This window comes from Streptomyces montanisoli (assembly GCF_017813245.1).
GTDB classification, from domain to species: Bacteria; Actinomycetota; Actinomycetes; order Streptomycetales; family Streptomycetaceae; genus Streptomyces; species Streptomyces montanisoli.
In genome coordinates, this window is sequence record NZ_JAGIQL010000140.1 from 1 (window position 1) to 17,328 (window position 17,328).

The 17,328-nt window shown below is 71.8% G+C and carries 15 protein-coding genes; 6 read left to right on the plus strand and 9 right to left on the minus strand.

The window, feature by feature from the left end; all coding sequences use genetic code 11:
- Positions 1-520 precede the first annotated feature (520 nt).
- Positions 521-3,751 (plus strand): tetratricopeptide repeat protein, encoded by a 3,231-nt coding sequence (locus tag JFN87_RS25855; RefSeq protein ID WP_209343639.1) that lies wholly within the window; start codon positions 521-523, stop codon positions 3,749-3,751.
- A gap of 603 nt (positions 3,752-4,354) precedes the next feature.
- Here JFN87_RS25855 and JFN87_RS25860 read toward each other — a convergent pair.
- The gene (locus JFN87_RS25860) at positions 4,355-4,582 is read right to left on the minus strand and encodes a hypothetical protein (protein ID WP_209343641.1); all 228 of its coding nucleotides are present in this window, start codon (positions 4,580-4,582) and stop codon (positions 4,355-4,357) included.
- A 1-nt stretch (position 4,583) separates the two neighbouring features.
- On the minus strand, positions 4,584-5,465 hold the full coding sequence (mca, locus tag JFN87_RS25865; RefSeq protein ID WP_209343643.1) for a mycothiol conjugate amidase Mca: 882 nt from the start codon (positions 5,463-5,465) through the stop codon (positions 4,584-4,586).
- Between the two features lie 105 nt (positions 5,466-5,570).
- Between mca and JFN87_RS25870 the strand changes: the two genes are divergently transcribed.
- The 3 genes from JFN87_RS25870 (at position 5,571) to JFN87_RS25880 (ending at position 9,116) form a co-directional block, all read left to right on the plus strand.
- The gene (locus JFN87_RS25870; protein WP_209343645.1) at positions 5,571-5,972 is read left to right on the plus strand and encodes a DUF4307 domain-containing protein; all 402 of its coding nucleotides are present in this window, start codon (positions 5,571-5,573) and stop codon (positions 5,970-5,972) included.
- 214 nt (positions 5,973-6,186) lie between these two features.
- On the plus strand, positions 6,187-6,684 hold the full coding sequence (gene greA, locus JFN87_RS25875; protein WP_209343647.1) for a transcription elongation factor GreA: 498 nt from the start codon (positions 6,187-6,189) through the stop codon (positions 6,682-6,684).
- Between the two features lie 350 nt (positions 6,685-7,034).
- Positions 7,035-9,116 (plus strand): putative Ig domain-containing protein, encoded by a 2,082-nt coding sequence (locus tag JFN87_RS25880; protein WP_209343649.1) that lies wholly within the window; start codon positions 7,035-7,037, stop codon positions 9,114-9,116.
- A gap of 75 nt (positions 9,117-9,191) precedes the next feature.
- On the opposite strand, the gene JFN87_RS25885 is transcribed toward JFN87_RS25880, so the two are convergent.
- The 7 genes from JFN87_RS25885 to JFN87_RS25915 form a co-directional block, all read right to left on the minus strand.
- Positions 9,192-10,745: an FMN-binding glutamate synthase family protein gene (locus JFN87_RS25885; RefSeq protein WP_209343651.1), complete on the minus strand. Its 1,554-nt coding sequence runs from the start codon at positions 10,743-10,745 to the stop codon at positions 9,192-9,194.
- 178 nt (positions 10,746-10,923) lie between these two features.
- Entirely contained in the window at positions 10,924-12,105 is a 1,182-nt protein-coding gene (locus tag JFN87_RS25890) for a methyltransferase domain-containing protein (RefSeq protein WP_307865593.1), read from the minus strand.
- Positions 12,102-12,242 (minus strand): hypothetical protein, encoded by a 141-nt coding sequence (locus JFN87_RS25895; protein WP_209343653.1) that lies wholly within the window; start codon positions 12,240-12,242, stop codon positions 12,102-12,104. The genes JFN87_RS25890 and JFN87_RS25895 overlap by 4 nt, the downstream gene beginning before the upstream one ends.
- Before the next feature lie 122 nt (positions 12,243-12,364).
- Positions 12,365-12,595 (minus strand): hypothetical protein, encoded by a 231-nt coding sequence (locus JFN87_RS25900; RefSeq protein ID WP_209343655.1) that lies wholly within the window; start codon positions 12,593-12,595, stop codon positions 12,365-12,367.
- Between the two features lie 94 nt (positions 12,596-12,689).
- On the minus strand, positions 12,690-13,922 hold the full coding sequence (locus JFN87_RS25905; RefSeq protein WP_209343657.1) for a helix-turn-helix domain-containing protein: 1,233 nt from the start codon (positions 13,920-13,922) through the stop codon (positions 12,690-12,692).
- A gap of 109 nt (positions 13,923-14,031) precedes the next feature.
- Complete coding sequence (locus tag JFN87_RS25910; RefSeq protein ID WP_209343659.1) at positions 14,032-14,877, minus strand: ABC transporter permease; 846 nt, start codon at positions 14,875-14,877, stop codon at positions 14,032-14,034.
- Positions 14,874-15,902: an ATP-binding cassette domain-containing protein gene (locus JFN87_RS25915; protein WP_209343660.1), complete on the minus strand. Its 1,029-nt coding sequence runs from the start codon at positions 15,900-15,902 to the stop codon at positions 14,874-14,876. Before JFN87_RS25915 ends, JFN87_RS25910 begins: the two co-directional genes overlap by 4 nt.
- A gap of 324 nt (positions 15,903-16,226) precedes the next feature.
- Here JFN87_RS25915 and JFN87_RS25920 point away from each other — a divergent pair, with 324 nt between their 5' ends.
- Positions 16,227-16,814 carry a MarR family winged helix-turn-helix transcriptional regulator gene (locus JFN87_RS25920; RefSeq protein WP_209343662.1) on the plus strand — a complete coding sequence of 196 codons (588 nt, stop codon included), beginning with the start codon at positions 16,227-16,229 and terminating at the stop codon, positions 16,812-16,814.
- 31 nt (positions 16,815-16,845) lie between these two features.
- A partial coding sequence (locus JFN87_RS25925) for a hypothetical protein (RefSeq protein WP_209343664.1) occupies positions 16,846-17,328 on the plus strand: 483 nt, incomplete at its 3' end.

The following is a 17,328-nucleotide window of genomic DNA, read 5'->3' on the forward strand; positions in this document are numbered from 1 at the left end:
TCCGATATGACTCGAGCGGCTGAACGTCAGCGACCGGCAGGTCAGAGACGCGCCGGGCCGCAGCTACGTGGAGCAGCCCGGCGCCGGTCAGCCGCAGGACCTGCGCCAGGGACGGCCCGGCGGCCGCCCGGTCCTGGTCCGGTTCGTGCGTGTTCATCCGCCCATGATGCCGCGTGCCTGTGACAACGGCCCCGACCGCCCCCGCGCCTGGGGACCCCCGCGCCTGGCGGCCGCACCCCGCGCCCAACTGCCGCCGCGCCTTGCCGTGCGGCGCGGGGCGCGCCATCCTGCTCGTCCCGGTCCCGGTCCCGGTCCCGTGCCGGTTTCGTACGGGTGTTCCGTGACCGGCTTCACGGGCGCGGCGGCCGGGCAGGACACTGGCACGTCCCGGGGACACAGGACCACCCCCCCGGGGACCGGACAGGCGGGCGAGGACGGACGCGCAGAGACGGACGCGCAGAGACGGGTCGGGGGCACAGGCGCCCCGCCCGCACAGGGGCGAAGGCGGAGGGGGACGCGTATGCGGAGCAGCCATCGGAGCGAGGCCGAGCGGCTGTTGGAGCGGGTGGTGGACGCGGAAGTGCGGCGTGCCGACTCGGGGGGCGGCGTGGACGGGGCGGCGCTCCTGGCGCGCGCGCACGCGCAGTTCGACCAGATCACGGCGGCCGCCGCGGAGGAGTACGCCGCGTACACGGCGGCCCTCGACGCGCTCGCGGCCGGCGGATCGCGGCTGACCGGCGGACTCGGCAAGGGGACGGTGGCGACCCCGGCGCTCGTCACACTCGTCGCGGCCGTCGCGGCGGCCTGCGCCGACGGAGCGTTCGGCACGGGCCTGGGGACGGCCGCCGGCACCGGCGCGGTCGTCGCCGTCGCGGGCGCGGCGACGACGGTGGCGCGTGTGACGGGCACTCACCGTCCCGCGCCTGAGCCGCAGATGGACCCGGAACGGGTCGAGCAGGCGCGGCTCGCGTGGCTGACGGCTCTCGATGTGCGGGGCATCCGGCCCTTCCTCGACCAGCAGCGCGTGCTCGTCTCGTCCACGCGCCGCGAGACGCGCAAGCGCGCGGGCGTGATGTCGCAACTGCGCGGCCAGGACCGCAGCGCCGCGGCGCGCAAGCGCACCGTGCTGCAGCAGTCGTTCGGCCATCTCCCCGATCCTGAGGGGCCGTTCGCGGGGCGCAGGCAGGACACGGCGCAGATCACCCAGTGGGTGCACGCGGCGCGCGCGTCGACGGAGACGCGGCCGACGGTGGTGGTGCTGCACGGCGAGCCGGGCTCGGGCCGTACGACGCTCGCGGTGCGTGCGACGCACGCGCTGCGCGACCAGTTCAGGGGCGCGTGCGTGGTGGACATGCGCGGCGGCGGGGGCGCGGGCCAGGCGCCGCTGTCGACGCGCGACGCGCTGCTGCACCTGCTGAACCGGCTGGGCGCGCCGCGCGAGCAGTTGCTGTTCCGCGAGACGCCGTCCCAGGACCAGCAGGTCAAACGGTTGAGCCAGCTGTACAACGAGCACCTGACGGGCTTTCCCGTGACGATCGTGCTGGACGACGCGGGGGACGCCGAGCAGGTGCGCGCCCTCGTCCCCGAGCGCTCCGACAGCCTCGTACTCGTCACGTCGCGCGAACCGCTCGACCTGCCGGGCGACCTGGCGGCGTGGGTGCACCAGCTGCCCGTCGGCCCTCTGGACGGCGCCGGGGCCGATGAGTTGCTGCGGGAGGCAGCGGCAGGGCCCGCCGAGGAGCCCTACGACGCGCAGGCGGTGGATCTCGTCGCGGAGTTGTGCGGCGGGCTGCCGCTCGCGCTGCGCATCGCGGGCTCGTCGCTGGGCGAGCGCTCCGCGCAGGCGCTCGCCGCCGACCTCGGCGCGTACGGCCCCGTCGCGCCCGTGGACCGCGCGCTGTGGCTGCGCTACACCGACCAGGACGAGCAGGCGCGCAGGCTGCTGCGGCGCCTCGCCCTCGCGGGCCGCGCCTCGCTCGGCGCGTCGGCCGCGGCGGCGCTGCTCGCGTCCGAGGAGCAGGAAGCGCAGGCGCTGCTGACGGCGCTCGCGGGCGCGGGCCTCATCGACCATGTGCGCGGCCGCCGTTACCGGCTCCACGACGAGGTGCGGGTCTTCGCGCTGGCGCGGCTGCTCGACGAGGAGCCCGCCGAGGAGCGCACGGCCGCGCAGGAACGCCTCGTACGCGACTACAGCGAGCTCGCGGACACGGTGATCCGGCTGGTCGACGGCAACATGTCGACGCGCGCCGACCTGTTCCGCACGACGGCCGGCGCGCACGGCTTCTCGTCGCCCGACGCGGCGCTGCGCTGGCTGGACGACGAATCCAGCTTCATCACGGCGGCGCTGCGGCACGCGGAGGGCGTGGACCAGGACACGGTGCTCGGCCTGCTCGGCGCGCTGTGCGACTACTGCCTGCTGCGGGGCGACCTCTACCGGCTCGGCGAGATCAACGAGCTGGCGAACGCGGTGGGCCAGGGGCTGCTGGTGCGGTCGGTGCAGTGGCGTACGGGCATCGCGGCCAGGCAGCTCGGCGAGCTCGACAAGGCGCACACCACGCTCTCGTCCGTGGTGGAGCTGTACCACGAGGCGCGGCAGGTCGCGGGCGAGGCGCTGGCCCTGTGCTCGCTCGGCATCACGCTGCACCACCAGGGCAGCCTGACGGGCGCGGCCGAGAAGCTCGGGCAGGCACTCGCGCTCCAGGAGCCGGAGGCGCTCGCGGGCGACCGTGCGTGGACGCTGCACGCGCTGGCCGCCGTCGAGCGCGACCGCGGCCGTGTCGCCGAGGCGCGGTCCATGCTGACGACGGCGCTCGCGCTGCACGAGGCGAACGGCTCGGTGCACGGCGAGGCCTGGGCCCACTTCCAGCTGGGCCAGGTCTGCCTGCGCACGAACGACCCGGCGCGCGCGGAGGACGAGCTGCGCCGGGCGCTCGACCTGTACGGCTCGACGCGCGACGGACGCGGCGAGGCGTGGGCGCTGACGCAGCTGGCCCGCACGCGCCTCGTCGTGGGCGAGCCCGGGGAGGCGGCGGACGGCCTGCGGGAGGCGCTGACGCGCCACCGCGACAACGAGGACGCGCGCGGCGAGGCGTGGACGCTGTACTACCTCGGCCAGGCGCTGGAGGACGGCGGCGACCGCGACCAGGCGGTGCGCGAGCTGGAGCGCGCCAGGACGATGTTCTCGCGCATGCGGGACGTCTACGGGCTGGCCTGCGCCCGCCACCACTCCGGCCGCGTCACCCGCGACCAGCGGGCCGCCCGCACCGGCAACCTCCGCAACTCGGGCTTCGCCCGGCAGCTGCTCGTCGACGCGCGCGCCGACTTCCGCCGCGCGGGCGACCCGTTCGGCGAGGCGTGGACGTGCGTGGAGCTGGCGATCATCGACGCCGGCAACAACCGGGCCGGGCAGGCGCTCGCGCTGTGCGACGAGGCGACGGAGCTGTTCGCCTCGTACGGCGACGAGCGAGGCGCCGACTGGTCGCGCTTCCTGCGCTGCACGCTGCTGCCGTACGCCTCGGCGGGCGGCACGGACGTGGGCGCGGCGGTCGCGGAGCAGGAGCTGGCCGAACTGGCGTCGTCGGGCCACGCGATGCGGGACCCGCGTCTCGACGACTGCGTGGAGGCGCTGTCGGTGATGCTGGCGCGCGGCGTGAAGCTGGAGGACGGCTGGCAGGCCTGGAACCTCGGCATGGTCCCGAGCAGGCACGCGCAGGAAATCATGGGGGTGACATCAGCCACGCCCCGCAGCTGACCCCGCCCCGGGGGCGGCGCCGCCGCCCAGGTGGCGCCCACCGCCGCAGACGCCACAGCCGGCCCTGCGGGCCGGGCTCCCCAGGGCCGTCACCACCGGGCACGTGCTGCGGCCCGGACGCGCGGTGTGCGACCGACGACGCGGACCGCGCCCGGCGCGGCAAGCGACCCGGGGGCCAGGCTCTCCGTGCCGATCGGGACCGGCCGTCCCGGGCAGCGGGCCGGACGGGCCGGGTCTGCCGCTGCGACCGAGCGGGCCGCGGGCTCGGACGCCCGCGAAGCAGGGGCCGCCACTACGGCGAGGCGTTCCGGGTTGCGGGGCGGGCATCCCGCACGTGCCCGCCAGGCGGCAGGCCTCCCGTGCCAGGCTGCCGCCAGCGTGACGCGTCCCACCCGTGGGCGGCCCGCCCCCACGCGCCTGCAAGGCGGCAGGCTGTCGGCAGTTCCCGGCCGCCCGGCGGGGGCCGTCCGACCCGGACAACGCCGCATGGCGCCCCCGCCACGGGGCCCGTGGCAAAGACGCCTCGCACTCGCCCGAGCGTCAGGCGCGACGCGCGCGCCCCGCACCCCGCGCCGCCCGGCGCGAGCCGCCCCGCGCCGCGGGTTACTCCTTCGGGTGCTCGCCGTCGCCCGCCGCTTCCGTGCGCGTCGCCGTCGACGGCTTCTCCGTGAAGTCGACCCGGGCCATGTGCCGGTTCATCGACTTCATGAGCTGCCAGACGCCGACCGCGAGCACCGCGAAGACGACGAATCCCAGCAGGCCAGGGGTCACCTTGTCCTGGTTGACCTCGGCGAGCGTGACCATGTTCGTCACTGCGTGAGTCGCATCCATGTCATGCATTGTCGCGGATGCCCGCGAAGAGGTCGTCCTCGGGGAGGGACGTATCGACCAGAGAGCGCGCGAGCTCGTACTCCTCGGTCGGCCAGACCTCCTTCTGGAGGTCGAGCGGGACGCGGAACCAACCGCCGTCCGGGTCGATCTGCGTCGCGTGCGCGAGGAGCGCCTTGTCGCGGATCTCGAAGTACTCCGCGCACGGCACGTGCGTCGTCAGCGTGCGCTCCGGGCGGTTGCTCTCCTTCCACCGCTCCAGCCACTCCGCGTACGGAGACTCCAGGCCGCGCGCCAGCAGCGCCTCGTGCAGCGCGACGGTGCGCGCGCGGTTGAAGCCCTGGTTGTAGTAGAGCTTCTGCGGCTGCCAGGCCGGGCCGAACTCCGCCTCGGGGTACTTCTCCGTGTCCGTCGCGTGCTCGAACGCCACCATGGTGATCTTGTGCGTCATGATGTGGTCGGGGTGCGGGTAGCCGCCGTTCTCGTCGTACGTCGTGACGACCTGCGGCCTGAACGAGCGGATCAGGCGGACGAGCCGGCCCGCCGCCTCGTCGACGTCCGCCAGGCCGAAGCAGCCCTGCGGCAGCGGCGGCAGCGGGTCGCCCTCGGGCAGCCCCGAGTCGACGTAGCCGAGCCACTCCTGCTTGACGCCGAGGATCTCCCTGGCCTGGTCCATCTCCCTCTTGCGCACCTCGTGGATGTGCTCGAGGATCTCCGGGTCCCCCTGGAGCCTGGGGTTGAGGATGTCGCCGCGCTCGCCTCCCGTGCACGTCACGACGACCACGTCCACCTCCTCGGAGACGTACTTGGCCATCGTGGCCGCGCCCTTGCTCGACTCGTCGTCGGGGTGGGCGTGAACGGCCATCAGTCGCAGCTGCTCAGTCAAGGCTCGATCCTCAGTGATTCGTCGCAAAGGGCGGCTTCTATAGTGACGGATACCGGGGGGCGATTATTCCGGCACCCGGCGACGCTCGCCGCGAGAGGACTGACCATGGCCCAGGCGCGTACGCAGGCCCCAGCGGGCCGCTACGGCCGCTCGGCGGACGAGCGCGCGGACCGCAAGCTCAAGATCATCGGCGCCGTCGTGGGCGGCCTCGCGGTGATCGGCATCGGCTACTACGGGTTCCACACCATCGCCGACCAGAGCGTGTCGGGCCAGGTCGTCACGTACGAGAAGACCTCCGCGTCCCAGGTGCGGATCCACCTCCAGGTGAACAAGGGGAAGTCGACGACCGGCACGTGCACGGTCCGCGCCATCGACGCCGACCACCAGGAGGTCGGACGCAAGACGGTCCGCTACGACCAGCCGAAGTCGCAGATCGACCAGGTCATCTCGTTGCGCACGACCGGGGACGCGGCGGCGGCCGAACTCGTCGGCTGCTCGGACGACTGACGGCCCTCGGCCGCGCCGCACCAACCCGCCCTGCCGCCGCTCTCCCGCATGCCCGCGTCACGCCACTGACCTGCGGCGACACGATCCCGGCGGCTTTTGTGCTCCCCCTTTCGCCGCGGAATTGTTAGGCTCGTGGTTTCGCCCGACCGGGAAGGCCACATCCTTACTGGTAGGGCGATGATTTGTATTTTCCCAGTACCTACGAGGAGCACCTGTGACCCAGACCAGCGACAACGTCACCTGGCTCACCCAGGAGGCGTACAACCAGCTGAAGGCCGAGCTGGAGTACCTGTCTGGTCCCGCGCGCACCGAGATCGCCAAGAAGATCGAGGCTGCGCGCGAGGAGGGGGACCTGCGCGAGAACGGCGGGTACCACGCGGCCAAGGAGGAGCAGGGCAAGCAGGAGCTCCGTGTGCGCCAGCTGACCCAGCTCCTCGAACACGCGAAGGTCGGCGAGGCGCCCGCGGACAACGGCGTGGTCGAGCCCGGCATGGTCGTCCGAATCGCCTTCGACGGCGACGAGGACGACACCCTGACGTTCCTGATGGCGTCACGCGAGTACGCGAGCGCCGACATCGAGACGTACTCGCCGCAGTCGCCGCTCGGCTCCGGGGTGAACGGCAAGAAGGTCGGCGACGACGCGGAGTACGAGCTGCCGAACGGCAAGACGGCGACGGTGAAGATCCTCGCCGCCAAGCCGTACACAGGCTGAGCGTCGTCAGCGCCGCGTAGCGGCCGCAGGCGGCCGCAGGGCCGTCCAGGGGCGGGGCCGGAGGATTCTCCGGCCCCGCCCTTTCGCGTGCGAAAAGCGCCGCCGAACGCGGCGCGGGGGAGCCAATCCTCCGGCAGATCCAAGGCTGCCCACGTAAATCCCCATGTGGTGGTCAACCCGTACCGGGCAACGGCAAAGAAGTCTTCCGCGGGCTGGCGCAGGGCCGGGTACCGCGGAGTAGGTTCCCTCCGCATCCTGTCATGTCGCGTTCACACAACGCACATTCCGCATGTCATGCACCTGACATGCGTCCATCCCTGGTTCCCCCCACCTCCATGGAGGCAGTACCCATGCGTGAGTCACGTTCGAGCGGGCGCAGACCCAGTCTGCGCAGGCTCGTCTCCGTCGCGGTCCCGGTCCTCGGCCTCGCGGTCGCCGGACTCGCCGCGGCACCGGTCGCCGGCGCGTCGACGGCCACCGCGGCCCCCGCCGCGCACCACACCTCGCACGCGGCCCAGAACGCCAAGGCGCTGACGGCCCCGGCCCGCCAGGCGGTCCACTCCACCGGCAAGGCCGGCGAGAAGGTGCCCACCCAGCGCCTGTGCGCCACCGCCGAGCCCGGTCACGCGTCCTGCCTCGCGCTGCGCCGCACCGACATCAAGCAGCACCTCGCCTCGGCGCTCGCCGCCGCGGCCGCCGCACCCTCCGGCCTCTCCCCGGCCAACCTGCACGACGCCTACAAGCTGCCCTCGACGGGCGGTTCCGGCATGACGGTCGCCCTGGTCGACGCGTACAACGACCCCAACGCCGAGTCCGACCTGGCGACGTACCGCTCCACGTACGGCCTGTCCTCGTGCACCAAGGCCAACGGCTGCTTCAAGCAGGTCAGCCAGACCGGCTCCACCACCAACCTCCCCACCAACGACTCGGGTTGGGCGGGCGAGGAGGCGCTGGACATCGACATGGTCAGCGCGGCCTGCCCGAACTGCCACATCATCCTGGTCGAGGCGAACTCCGCGAGCATCGCCGACCTCGGCACCGCGGAGAACGAGGCGGTCGCGCTGGGCGCGCAGGCCGTCTCCAACAGCTACGGCGGCGGCGAGGACTCGTCCGACACGTCAAGCGACGCCGCCTACTACGACCACCCGGGTGTCGCGATCACCGTCTCCGCCGGTGACTCCGCCTACGGTGCCGAGTACCCGGCGACCTCGCAGTACGTGACCGCCGTTGGCGGCACCGCGCTCAACAGCGCCTCCAACTCCCGTGGTTGGTCGGAGTCGGTGTGGCACACCAACTCCACCGAGGGCACGGGGTCAGGCTGCTCCGCGTACGACCCGAAGCCGAGCTGGCAGACCGACAGCGGCTGCTCGAAGCGCATGGAGGCCGACGTCTCGGCGGTCGCCGACCCGGCCACAGGCGTCGCGGTCTACGACACCTACGGCGGCTCCGGCTGGGCCGTCTACGGCGGCACCAGCGCATCCTCCCCGCTCATCGCAGGCGTCTACGCGCTCGCGGGCAACCCGGGCGGCAGCGACTACCCGGCGAAGTACCCGTACGCCCACACGAGCAACCTGTTCGACGTCACGAGCGGCAACAACGGATCCTGCTCCACGTCGTACTTCTGCACCGCGCGCACCGGCTACGACGGCCCGACCGGCTGGGGCACCCCCAACGGCACCGCCGCCTTCACCGCGGGATCCTCCAGCGGCAACACGGTGAACGTCACCGCGCCCGGCAACCAGTCCACCACCACCGGCGGCTCCGTCAGCCTCCAGATACACGCCACGGACAGCGCCGGCGCCGCGCTGACCTACAGCGCCGCGGGCCTGCCCACCGGCCTGTCCATCAACTCCACGACGGGCCTCATCTCGGGCACGGCGTCCACCGCGGGCACGTACCAGGTCACCGTCACCGCCAAGGACTCCACCGGCGCCTCCGGCTCGACGTCCTTCACCTGGACGGTCGGCACCTCCCAGGGCTGCTCCACGCAGCAGCTGCTCGCCAACCCGGGCTTCGAGTCGGGCAACACCGGCTGGAACGCGTCGAGCGGTGTCATCACCACCCAGAGCGGTGAGCCCGCGCACAGCGGTTCCTACAAGGCGTGGCTGGACGGCTACGGCACCTCGCACACCGACAACGTGTCCCAGTCGGTGACGATCCCGGCGGGCTGCTCGGCCGAGCTCACCTTCTACCTGCACATCGACACCAACGAGTCCACCTCGGGCGCGGCCTACGACAAGCTCACCGTGACCGCGGGCTCGAAGACCCTGGCGACGTACTCGAACCTGAACGCCAACTCCGGCTACAGCAAGAGGTCGTTCGACGTTTCCTCGCTGGCGGGCCAGACGGTCACGCTGAAGTTCAACGGCGTCGAGGACTCCTCGCTGTACACCAGCTTCGTCGTGGACGACACGGCCCTGACGACCAGCTGAGCACGCGCACCGAAAAGGGTCCCGCACGCGGACGGTCTTCCGCGTGCGGGACCCTTCCCGTTTTGGAGGCGGGCGTCAGACGACCGGCTCCTGCACGGTGGCCGGCTTGGCGGCGAGCAGCGTGGTGATCTCCTCGGCGAGGTGCGGGCCAAGCTCGCCCCAGCCGTCCTTGTAGCCGTAGGCGGCGGCCAGGGTGCGGGCGTCGTAGTCGCCGTTGAGTATCTCGATGTCGGTGGCCGTGATCAGCGACGGGTGGGCGACGCCGACGGCCGACGACAGCTTCGTCAGCTCCTTGCGCAGAGTGCGCAGGTACGTGGCGGTCCTGGTCGACTTGGAGGCCGGGTCGACGCCGCGGGCGAGCCACTGGTTCTGCGTGGCGACGCCTGTGGGGCATTTGTCGGTGTGGCACTTCTGCGACTGGATGCAGCCGATCGACAGCATCGCCTCACGCGCGACGTTGATCATGTCGGCGCCCAGGGCGAACGCGACCGCCGCGTTCTCGGGCAGCCCCAGCTTGCCCGACCCGATGAACACCACGTCATCGGTGAGCCCCAGCTCGGCGAAGGTGCCGTACACGCGGGAGAAGCCCATCCGGAACGGCAGCGACACCGAGTCCGCGAATGTCAGCGGCGCCGCGCCGGTGCCGCCCTCGCCGCCGTCGACGGTGATGAAGTCGACACCGCGGTCACCGCGCGCCATCAGCTTGGCCAGCTCGCGCCAGAAGCCCATCTCCCCCACCGCGCTCTTGATCCCGACCGGCAGACCGGTCTCGGCGGCGAGCAGTTCGACGAAGTCGAGCATCGAGTCGACATCGCTGAACGCGGTGTGCCGCGACGGGGACGCGCAGTCCTCGCCCACCGGGATGCCGCGGATGTCCGCGATCTCCTGGGTCACCTTCGCGCCGGGCAGCATCCCACCGAGACCCGGCTTGGCACCCTGGGAGAGCTTGATCTCCAGCGCCTTGACCGGGGCGCTCGCGACCACGGCCTTGAGCTTGTCGAGGTTGAAGCTGCCGTCCTCGTTGCGGCAGCCGAAGTACGCCGTCCCGATCTGCAGGACGAGGTCGCCGCCACCCCGGTGGTACGGCGAGAGCCCGCCCTCGCCGGTGTTGTGCATGGCGCCCGCCTGCTCCGCGCCCTTGTTGAGGGCCGTGACGGCCGCCCCCGACAGCGACCCGAAGCTCATCGCCGAGATGTTCACCACGCTCGCGGGCCGGAACGCCTTGGCACGCCCGCGCGGCCCGCCCAGCACCTTCGCGCAGGGCAGCGGCGCCTGCGGATCGTGCGGCCCCTGCGCCTCGGAGAGCGCATCGGCGAACGTGCGCTGCTTCAGGTACGCGTGGCCCTGCATGTGCTCGACGTCGTTGTCGGTGCCGAACCCGAAGTAGTTGTTCTCCGCCTTCGCGGACGCGTAGATCCAGGAGCGCTGGTCGCGCGTGAACGGACGCTCCTCGTCGTTGGAGGTCACGATGTACTGCCGCAGCTCGGGCCCGATCGTCTCCAGCAGATACCGGGCGTGCCCGATCAGCGGGAACGTCCGGAGCAGCGCGTGCTTCTTCTGGACGAGATCGCGTGCGGCCACCGCCGCCACTACCGCTGCGGCGGCCACGCCTATGCTCCGGACGCGCATGAACGCTCCTCTCCTGGGATGCGCGACGCCCACCACCCGTGCGGTGGACACCGCCGTGTCATGTCGAACGGCGGCCGCGCCCGGGCAGGCATCAGCGACCGCCGAAGAGGCCCAAAGGCTACCGTTCCGCCCTACCGGGGCGGGGGCGCGGGTCCGTCATGGCCAGCGGGTGCGGCCTTCAGCCGAGGGCCCGGAGTGGGCGGTCGGGGCCGTCGAGCCATGGCGTGTGCGTGCCGGTGTCCGGGTCGACCGTCAGGCCGAGGCGGCCGTACCCGGGGAAGCCGTTCGACTCCCACCACGCGTACGCCGCCTCGACCTCGTCCCACAGGCGGCGCGGGCCCGACTGGTACACCACGAAGCGTGGAGCGTTCGGGACGTGGTCGACGGTCGCCCACGAGGTGACGGCGGCGTCGCGCAGCCACAGCGTGTACGAGCCGTCCTCGTACCGCTCCGCCCACGGGAACACGCCACTGGTCAGGAGGCCGATGACGAACATCGGGAGCCAGTCCCCGACGGCCTCGGGCGAGAGCGCGGTGACGGAACGGTCGCCGTCGGCCGGCCACTCCTTCGCGCCCAGGTAATCCCCGGTGTGCTTTCTGGACGTGCGGTGCCCGCGGAGCCGCATGAACGCGGCGGAGGCGATGAACGGGCCGAGCGCGCTGCCGTCGCGCTGCACCGTGAGACGGGCCACGGCGCCACCGCCGTACGTGGTCGCGTAGGGGGCCACGATGACCGCACCGGCGGCTGACTGCCTGATGACGGGCGCGGGGATCCCGGTCACCGACGCGGTGACGAGAACGCGGTCGTACGGCGCCGACTCGGCCCACCCATCGGCGCCGTCCCCGACGACCATCGTGGGGCGGTAGCCGGCGTCACGTACGGACTTCCTGGCCCGGCGGGCGTTCTCCGGGTCGACCTCCACCGTCGTCATGTTCCGCGACCCGACGCGCTCGGACAGCAGGGCCGCGTTCCAGCCGGTGCCCGTGCCGATCTCCAGCACGCGGCAGCCGGGCTGGACGTCCAGCGCGTCGAGCATCGAGAACACCATGGACGGCTGCGAGTTGGAGCAGGTGGGGGACGTCCCCTTCCCCTTGCCCACGTGGCGGCCGTCGTCCCACTGGGTCGTCAGCGAGATGTCGGAGTAGACCGCTTCACGCCAGCTCTCGGGCTCCTCGCGCCGGTCCAGCGCCTGTCCTTGACCGACCCCTTCCGACCGGCCGGGCCACATCACGTCGGGCACGAACAGCTCGCGGGGCACCGCCTTGAAGGCGGGGAGCCAGTCGGTGGTCAGGGCGCCGGACTCGACGAGCCGGGAGGCCAGCCCGTCAGGACTGGCCTCCCACACTTCATGCTCGGTCACTTCGTGCCGCCCCCGTTGGTGTCGCTGTGTCCGGAATCGTCGCCCTCGCCCTGGCCGCCGCCTCCGTGCTTGTTGCCGCTGGAACTGTCGTCCTCCGGACCGTCCGCGAAGCTCCACCGGCCGCGTGTGTCACGCATGTTGTCTCCTTGACCCGTTGTGTTGATGGCTGCTCTGCCCTTGCGGGCACGGGCCCGGGGCGGCGCCCCGGGCGGCGGGGCGTCCAGGTGACGTGCGTCCGCGTGGCGTGCGAGCAGGCGCATCAGAGGCCCTGCCTGCTCGCGGCGTTCCGCGCCTCGTTGCGTGCGCTCAGCTCCTCACGGGCGGTCAGGCGCTCGATCCTTCCCGGCTCGACCTCCCACTCCAGGCCGCCCGCTACGGGGCGCATGAGGTAACGACCGGCGACCCTGTCCACCAGCACGCCGACCTTCTTCCTGGCCGAGTCCTTGGCAAGGTCGCCGATGTCCGGCGCGGTCCGCTCGTTGCTCACCATGAGCATCAAGTTACGGACGGTGAATGGAGGGGGCCACACACGGACCGCGCCCGTTTGCCAACACAGCGTCAGGAACCATTGCAAGGAGCAGTAGTTAGCCCGTGATGCCCAGGTGGACCGCCATGTCACGCATCTCCTGGGTCAGTGTGCGCTTCCGGTGGCGTAGTACGTCCTGCACGATGTGACGGGCCATCTTCTGGTGCTTAAGCCACTCGGGCGACGCGGCCTTGATTGCGGTGAGCTCGTCCATCGCGTCCTGGTGCGAACCGAGCAGCGCGTGGGCCCGCGCGACGTCGAGCCGGTGGCGGTCCCAGTTGTTGGGGCTGGGCCTGCCCATCTTCTTGAGCGCCTTGCTGCTCACGGGGCCGTCGTCGGCCCGGCTGAGCACTCCGCGCGCATCCCCGATGAGCGACAGGTCCTCAATGGCTTTCGCCTCGGCCGTCACCGGCCCGAAGGTGGCCCAGTGGTGCCGGAAGTCCACGTGTTCCCGCCCGAGCGCGCTCGCGGCCGTCATCGCCATGCGCCGGGCCTCCTTGGCCACACCGGGACGGTTGTTGCGCACTGCTGCGGATGCCAGGCGTAGCTGGAGTTCGCCCCACACGGCGAGGTGGGCATGGTCGGCGCTCGACATGCGCGGCTCGGCGTCGTCGGCCGTTACGGCGGCCAAGTGCTCGGCCTCGTCGAATCGGTCCTGCCGCAGGAGCAACCAGCACATGCCGACGATGCCGTTGGTGGCCAACTGGGTGTCGTCGGCCTCCCGGGCGCCCTGGATGCCGCGCGCGAGTGCGTGGTAGGCCATGTCGTAGCGCCGGACCTGCGTCAGGTACTTCCCGGCCAGCAGCAAGGCACGGGCGCGCGTGACGACGGCCTGCCGGCGAGACGCGTCCCCGTCGCTGAGCGCGACCGCCGCGTCGGCGGAACGCAGGATGCCGGGCAGGGCCTTCGCCACACTGTCGTAGCGGTCCGTGCGATACAGGGCGTGCTGATCGTCGATGTCGCGCTGAATCGCGGTCAGGTCGCGTGCCTCGGTGGGCACCGCGAGCGCGGCGGACAGGCCGACCGGAGGCATGAGTGCGCGTCGCAGCGCCATCAGCTTGGGGCCGTCGCCCTCGGGCTCCACCGTGGGGGCCGGCGCTCCGGAGGCGAACAGGCTCGATGTCGTGGTGCCGAGGGCTCGCGCCAGCGTGTGGATCGTCTCGACGGAGACGCTTCCTCCCTGCTCCACCTTGCGGATGGTGCTGAGTGAGAGGTCGGCCTCTTCGGCGAGTTGTTCCTGAGTCAATCCCGCCGTACGCCGTTGGCTGCGGACGTTCTCCTGGAGCGACATCGAATCACCTCTTGGCCAGCGTACGCCGCCCGGGCAAACAGGGAGGATGTCCGCACGGCGGGCGGAACGTGAAGAACCCCCACCCGCGTGAGGTGGGGGTTCACACACATCAGCCCGCCGCGCGGCGGTACTTGCGTACCGCCAGCGTGCGGAAGACCGCGATGATCAGTGCCGACCAGATCAGCGACGCCCACACCGGGTGCTCCATGGGCCACGCCGTCGACGCCGAGACGCCCGGGTTGCCGAAGAGTTCGCGGCTCGCCTGGACCGTCGCGCTGAACGGGTTCCACTCCGCGATGGGCTGGAGCCAGCCCGGCATCCTGCTGGAGTCCACGAAGGCGTTCGAGATGAACGTGACGGGGAAGAGCCAGATCAGCCCCCCGGATGTGGCTGCCTCGGGCGTGCGGACGGACAGGCCGATCAGGGCGCCGATCCACGAGAACGCGTAGCCGAGCAGGAGCAGCAGCCCGAACGCGGCGAACATCTTGCCGACGCCCTCGTGGATCCGCCAGCCGACCAGTACGGCCACGATCGCGAGAACCACGACCGTCAGCGCGGTCTGCACGAGGTCCGCGAGTGTGCGGCCCGTGAGGACCGCGCCGCGCGCCATGGGCAGTGACCTGAAGCGGTCGACCAACCCCTTGTGCATGTCGTCCGCGATGCCCGCTCCCGCGCCCGCCGTGGCGAACGTGACCGTCTGCGCGAAGATGCCGGCCATCAGGAAGTTGCGGTAGACGCTCGGGTCCGTGGTGCCGCCCACGGTGAGCGAACCGCCGAAGACGTAGCTGAACAGCACCACGAACATGATCGGCTGGAACAGGCCGAAAAGAATGACCTCAGGGATTCTTGTCATGCGGATCAGATTCCTGCGGGCTACGACGAGCGAGTCGCGCACGGAGCCTGCTACGCCGCCGCGCGCGGGCGGCATCTGGCGGGTGCTGGTGATGGTCGTCATGTCGTCTTCCCCTTGCCGCGGGCGCCGCCCGTACGGCCCTCGTCGTCGCCCTCTTCGCCGATCTCCTCCGCGACATGTCCTGTCAGGGAGATGAACACGTCGTCCAGGGTCGGCCTGCGCAGGCCGATGTCGTCGATCTCGATGCCGCGCGCGTCCAGTTCCCTGATCACCTCGGCGAGCAGCTTGGCGCCACCGGTGACGGGGATGGTGAGCTTGCGGGTGTGCTCCGAGACGGTCACCGCCGCGTCGCCCGACACGTTGCCCGCCTTGCCGAAGCCGGCGAGCACGGTGCGCGCGGTGGCGATGTGGTCGCGTTCGTGGACGACGACCTCGACGCGCTCGCCGCCCGTGCGCGCCTTCAACTCGTCGGCCGTGCCCCGCTCGATGACCCTGCCGCGGTCGACGACGGCGATGTCGTGGGCGAGGTGGTCGGCCTCCTCCAGGTACTGCGTGGTCAGCAGCAGTGTCGTGCCGCCCGCCACCAGCTCCTGGATGATCGACCACAGTTGCTGGCGGTTGCGCGGGTCGAGTCCTGTGGTGGGCTCGTCCATGAACATGACGGGCGGGGAGACGACGAGCGCGGCGGCGAGGTCGAGCCTGCGGCGCATGCCGCCCGAGTACGTCTTCGTCGTGCGGTCGCCCGCGTCCGCGAGGTGGAAGCGTTCGAGCAGCTCGTCGGCGCGGGCCTTGGCCCGGCGCCCGCTCATCTGGTAGAGCTGCCCGACCATCCTGAGGTTCTCCCGGCCGGTGAGGTACTCGTCCACCGCCGCGAACTGGCCGGACAGGCCGATGGATCGGCGCACGTCGTTGGGGCGCTTGAGGACGTCGATGCCGGCGACGACGGCGCGGCCGCTGTCCGGGCGCAGCAGGGTCGTCAGCACGCGCACCGCGGTCGTCTTGCCCGCGCCGTTGGGGCCGAGGAGGCCGAGCACGGTTCCTTCTGGGACGTCGAGGTCCACGCCGTCCAGAGCCCGTACGTCGCCGAAGGTCTTGACCAGACCCTCGGCATAGATGGCGCCTGGCATATGGGTTTCTCCTGTAGTCGTGTGGCCGGAGCCGATGGAGAAGGCACAGTAACGCGATACATCGCGATACACAATCACTCGAACGGGATGCATCGGGTCGCGTTCGCGTTCCACAGTCCGCTTCTTTCGTGGGGCAGACCGGGAACGGCGCCGCGACTCATCGGCATACGGTCGAATCGCCTCGCGACGCTGGGCGACGGACCACAGACCGGGGGGCGTACGGTGCCGCGCGCCGTGGGGCGTTTGGGCGGGCGCCGCACGTGAACGCCCCGTTCCGCGTACCCTTGACCACCACCAACCGACCCTCACGAGAGAGCCCCGGCCATGCCCCCCATTCAGGACATGACTTCAGCTGCGTCGGCCTCCCAGGACGCGGAGGGTACCCAGGGTCACAAGGATTCCAGGGAACCCAGGGAGACGGCATCTGATTTCCCGCACGGCGCCGGCCTCCTCGACGCCCTGCAGCACCAGGTCGCCATCTTCGCCCGGCGCGCCGAGCAGACGAGGCTCGGCGGGGTGGGCCAGGTGCGCAACACGATGGACCGTGCCGCGTACCTGCTGCTCAACCGGCTCGACCTGGAGGGCCCGATGGGCGTCAAGGCGCTCGCCGCGGGGATGGGCATCGACTCGTCCACCGTCACGCGCCAGGTCGCGCCCCTGGTGGAGAGCGGCCTGGTCAAGCGCGCGTCGCACCCGGAGGACGGGCGCGCCGTCGTCCTCGAACTCTCCGAGGGCGGGCACGCGCGTCTTGACGAGGTGCGCCACTCACGGCGGTGCCTGATGGAGCGTGTGACGGACGGCTGGACGGAGGACGAGCGGGTGTCCTTCACGGCCCTGCTCACCCGGTTCAACCAGGCGCTGCCCGCCGCCAAGAACCCCGTGCCGCCGGAAGAGGCGCCGCCCGCCTCTTGACCGCCGGGCCGCGCCGGGCCTCATATGAAGCGTGCGGCAACGGCGGGCTGACGAGGAGCGCCGCCGCGCCCAGGAGTTCGAGTCCTTCGTCGCGGGCGCGGCGGGCAGGCTGCTGCACGTGGCCGTGCTGCTCACGGGCGAGACGCCGGGTGATTCGCCTCGCGCGCTGCGCCTGTTGACGGCCGCGCTGGCCGCTGCGTACGCGGACTGGCACCGGTTGCGTGGCGAGGATCCGTACGACAGGGCACGCCAGGAACTCGCGACGCGGTACGCGCGCTCGGCCGCCTGGCGGATGGGGCGTACGCGGGACGGCGTACTCGGACCGCTCTCGCGCCAGGAGCGGCTGGCCCTGGTGCTGCGTCTGTACGAGGGCGCCGACGAGGAGCGCACGGCGGCCCTGATGGGACTGCCGGTGGAGCGCGTCAGGGCGCTGTGCGCGCGGGGCGCAGGGACGATGCGCGCGCGGGAGCACGCGGCGCGGGCCGCAGGCGCCGAGGCCACGGGGCGCCGGGGC

What these genes read in the sequence shown, in the direction of transcription:
- JFN87_RS25855 (WP_209343639.1), top strand. Translation starts at nt 521, where the DNA reads ATGCGGAGCAGCCATCGGAGCGAGGCCGAGCGGCTGTTGGAGCGGGTG.
- JFN87_RS25860 (WP_209343641.1), bottom strand. Translation starts at nt 4,582, where the DNA reads ATGGATGCGACTCACGCAGTGACGAACATGGTCACGCTCGCCGAGGTC.
- JFN87_RS25870 (WP_209343645.1), top strand. Translation starts at nt 5,571, where the DNA reads ATGGCCCAGGCGCGTACGCAGGCCCCAGCGGGCCGCTACGGCCGCTCG.
- JFN87_RS25880 (WP_209343649.1), top strand. Translation starts at nt 7,035, where the DNA reads ATGCGTGAGTCACGTTCGAGCGGGCGCAGACCCAGTCTGCGCAGGCTC.
- JFN87_RS25885 (WP_209343651.1), bottom strand. Translation starts at nt 10,745, where the DNA reads ATGCGCGTCCGGAGCATAGGCGTGGCCGCCGCAGCGGTAGTGGCGGCG.
- JFN87_RS25895 (WP_209343653.1), bottom strand. Translation starts at nt 12,242, where the DNA reads ATGCGTGACACACGCGGCCGGTGGAGCTTCGCGGACGGTCCGGAGGAC.
- JFN87_RS25900 (WP_209343655.1), bottom strand. Translation starts at nt 12,595, where the DNA reads ATGGTGAGCAACGAGCGGACCGCGCCGGACATCGGCGACCTTGCCAAG.
- JFN87_RS25905 (WP_209343657.1), bottom strand. Translation starts at nt 13,922, where the DNA reads ATGTCGCTCCAGGAGAACGTCCGCAGCCAACGGCGTACGGCGGGATTG.
- JFN87_RS25910 (WP_209343659.1), bottom strand. Translation starts at nt 14,877, where the DNA reads ATGACGACCATCACCAGCACCCGCCAGATGCCGCCCGCGCGCGGCGGC.
- JFN87_RS25915 (WP_209343660.1), bottom strand. Translation starts at nt 15,902, where the DNA reads ATGCCAGGCGCCATCTATGCCGAGGGTCTGGTCAAGACCTTCGGCGAC.
- JFN87_RS25920 (WP_209343662.1), top strand. Translation starts at nt 16,227, where the DNA reads ATGCCCCCCATTCAGGACATGACTTCAGCTGCGTCGGCCTCCCAGGAC.